At 59.5% G+C, this 3,155-nt stretch carries 3 protein-coding genes; all 3 read left to right on the forward strand.

Annotated elements, in window-relative coordinates; translation table 11 throughout:
* The coding region (locus EV130_RS32315; protein ID WP_132662574.1) for an ABC transporter substrate-binding protein at positions 1-1,182 on the forward strand (1,182 nt) is incomplete at its 5' end.
* A gap of 82 nt (positions 1,183-1,264) precedes the next feature.
* A complete protein-coding gene (locus EV130_RS32320) occupies positions 1,265-2,218 on the forward strand; it encodes a carbohydrate ABC transporter permease (RefSeq protein WP_132662575.1) in 954 nt (317 codons plus the stop codon).
* On the forward strand, positions 2,215-3,155 hold a 941-nt coding region (locus tag EV130_RS32325), incomplete at its 3' end, for a carbohydrate ABC transporter permease (RefSeq protein WP_074061012.1). The genes EV130_RS32320 and EV130_RS32325, both read left to right, overlap by 4 nt.

The following is a 3,155-nucleotide window of genomic DNA, read 5'->3' on the forward strand; positions in this document are numbered from 1 at the left end:
AAGGAAGTGCAGATGCTGCACTGGTGGACGTCGGGCGGTGAGGCTGCGGCGCTCAACGTGCTCAAGGAGGACCTTTCCAAGGAAGGCTTTGCCTGGAAGGACGTGCCGGTGGCCGGCGGTGGCGGTGATGCTGCCATGACCGCGCTCAAGGCGATGGTTGCGGCAGGTACCTATCCGACCGCCTCGCAGATGCTCGGCTATACCGTTCTCGACTACGCCCAGGCCGGTGTCATGGGCGATCTTACCGAGACGGCGACGAAGGAAGGATGGGACAAGTCCGTTCCCGCAGCTCTCCAGAAGTTCTCCGTCTATGACGGCAAGTGGGTTGCTGCTCCTGTCAACGTTCACTCCGTCAACTGGCTTTGGATCAACAAGGCCGTGATGGACAAGATCGGCGGCACTGAGCCGAAGACCTTCGACGAGCTGATTGCCCTGCTCGACAAGGCCAAGGCTGCCGGCGTCATTCCGCTCGCTCTCGGCGGTCAGAACTGGCAGGAAGCGACGATGTTCGATTCGATCGTGCTTTCCACCGGCGGGCCGGAATTCTACAAGAAGGCCTTCAACGACCTCGACGAAGAATCGTTGAAATCAGACACGATGAAGAAGTCCTTCGACAATCTTGCCAAGATCATCAAGTATGTCGACCTGAACTTCTCCGGCCGTGACTGGAATCTGGCGACCGCCATGGTCATCAAGGGCGATGCGCTGGTTCAGGTCATGGGCGATTGGGCCAAGGGCGAATTCGTCGCGGCGAAGAAGACGCCGGATACCGACTTCCTCTGCTACCGCTTCCCGGGCACAAACGGCAGCGTGATCTACAACTCCGACATGTTCGGCATGTTCGACGTTCCCGACGACCGCAAGGCCGCGCAGGTAGCGCTGGCGACCGCGACGCTGTCGAAGAGCTTCCAATCGGCCTTCAACGTCGTCAAAGGTTCGGTTCCGGCCCGTACCGATGTTCCCGACACGGACTTCGACGCCTGCGGCAAGAAGGGCATTGCCGACCTCAAGGCTGCCAATGAAGGCGGCACGCTGTTCGGCTCGCTGGCCCAGGGCTACGGCGCTCCTCCGGCGGTAGCCAATGCCTACAAGGATGTCGTTTCCAAGTTCGTTCATGGACAGATCACGACCTCTGATCAGGCCGTGGAAGAGCTCGTCAAGGCAATCGACGACGCCAAGTAGCTTGCGTCGATCATAGGCTCCTTCCCCGCGCAGGCGGGGGAGGCGTTTTGCCACAGATACGGCCCTGGGAGGGGACGATTTCATGAACACCGTCGCGACCCCCGAGATCAAGCTCACGTCGGAACGCAAAACAGGCAATTCCATCCGCTCCCGCCTGCAGGATGTCTTGCCGAAGATCGTGCTGGCGCCGAGTTTTGCCGTCACGGTGATCTTTGTTTATGGTTTCATCGTCTGGACCGCCTATCTGTCCTTCACCAATTCAAAGACATTTCCATCCTATGCGCTGACAGGGCCACGCGCCTATCAACGGCTCTGGCGCTGGACGTTTGAAAGCGATCCGCCCTCCAGCTGGTATACCTCGATCACCAACATGGCGATCTTCGGCTTCCTTTATGTCGGCATCTGTTTAGCACTCGGCCTGTTTCTGGCGATTCTGCTCGACCAGAAGATCCGCGGCGAGGGGCTGTTGCGGCCAATCTTCCTGTACCCGATGGCGCTTTCCTTCATCGTCACCGGCGTTGCCTGGAAATGGTTCCTCGACCCCGGCCTGGGACTTGAGCAGACGCTGCATCAATGGGGTTGGACGAGCTTCCATTTCGATTGGATCAAGAACAAGGATTTCGTCATCTATACCGTCGTGATCGCCGGCGTCTGGCAGGCTTCCGGCTTCGTGATGGCGATGTTTCTCGCGGGCCTGCGCGGCATCGATAGCGAGATCATGAAAGCCGCCCAGATCGATGGGGCAACGACCTTGCAGCTCTACAGACGCATCGTCATCCCGATGCTGCGACCGGTCTTCCTCTCGGCCTTCATCGTGCTCGCCCATATGGCGATCAAGTCTTACGACCTCGTGGTCGCGCTGACCTCGGGCGGTCCCGGTGGCTCGGCCTGGCTGCCGTCCAACTTCATGTACGAATACACCTTCAAGCGGAACGAGATGGCCGTCGGTTCGGCAAGCGCGATCATCATGCTGATGACGATCTCGGCCATCATCGTGCCCTATCTCTATTCCGAACTGAGGGAGAAGGCGCGATGAGCACCGTTGCCTCTTCAGCAACCACATCGCAAGGCGGCAATGGCCGCCGGTGGATCGGCCGCACCATCATCTACGGCCTGCTGCTGATCTTCGCGATCCTCTACCTGATGCCGCTCTTCGTGATGCTGGTCACCTCGTTCAAGACCATGGACGAGATCCAGAACGGCAACATGCTGGCATTGCCTCGGTCGCCGACCTTCGAGCCCTGGTTCAAGGCCTGGGGCGAGACCTGCGTCGGCCTGACCTGCGCCGGCATCAAGGGCTATTTCTGGAACTCGATCAAGATGGTCGTTCCGGCCGTGGCGATTTCCACCATCCTGGGCGCGCTCAACGGCTATGTGCTGACCAAATGGCGCTTTCCGGGTCACACGCTCGTGTTCGGCTTGATGCTGTTTGCCTGCTTCATCCCGTTCCAGTCGGTGCTGCTGCCGATGGCGACGATCCTCGGTAGCCTCGGCCGCTTCGGTGCCACGCTTCAGAACGCCACGGGCATGAGCTTCGGCTTCGGCAATCCGACCGTCAATCTGGTCTTCGTGCATGTCGTTTACGGTCTGGGCTTCACGACGCTGTTCTTCCGCAACTACTACGAGGCCTTTCCGACTGAACTGGTCAGGGCCGCGCAGGTCGACGGCGCCAGCTTCTTCCAGATCTTCCGTCGCATCATGCTGCCGAATTCGCTGCCGATCATCGTCGTCACGGTGATCTACCAGTTCACCAATATCTGGAACGACTTCCTGTTCGCTTCCGCCTATGCCGGCACCGGTGAATCCATGCCGATGACGGTGGCGCTCAACAATGTCGTGAATACCTCGACCGGTGTGGTCGAATACAATGTCAACATGGCCGCCGCCATGATCGCCGCCGTGCCCACACTCATCGTCTATATTCTCGCCGGCCGCTATTTCGTACGCGGTCTGATGGCGGGCGCCGTCAAAGG

Origin of the sequence: Rhizobium azibense (genome assembly GCF_004342325.1) — a bacterium.
In the GTDB taxonomy this organism is placed as follows: domain Bacteria; phylum Pseudomonadota; class Alphaproteobacteria; order Rhizobiales; family Rhizobiaceae; genus Rhizobium; species Rhizobium etli_B.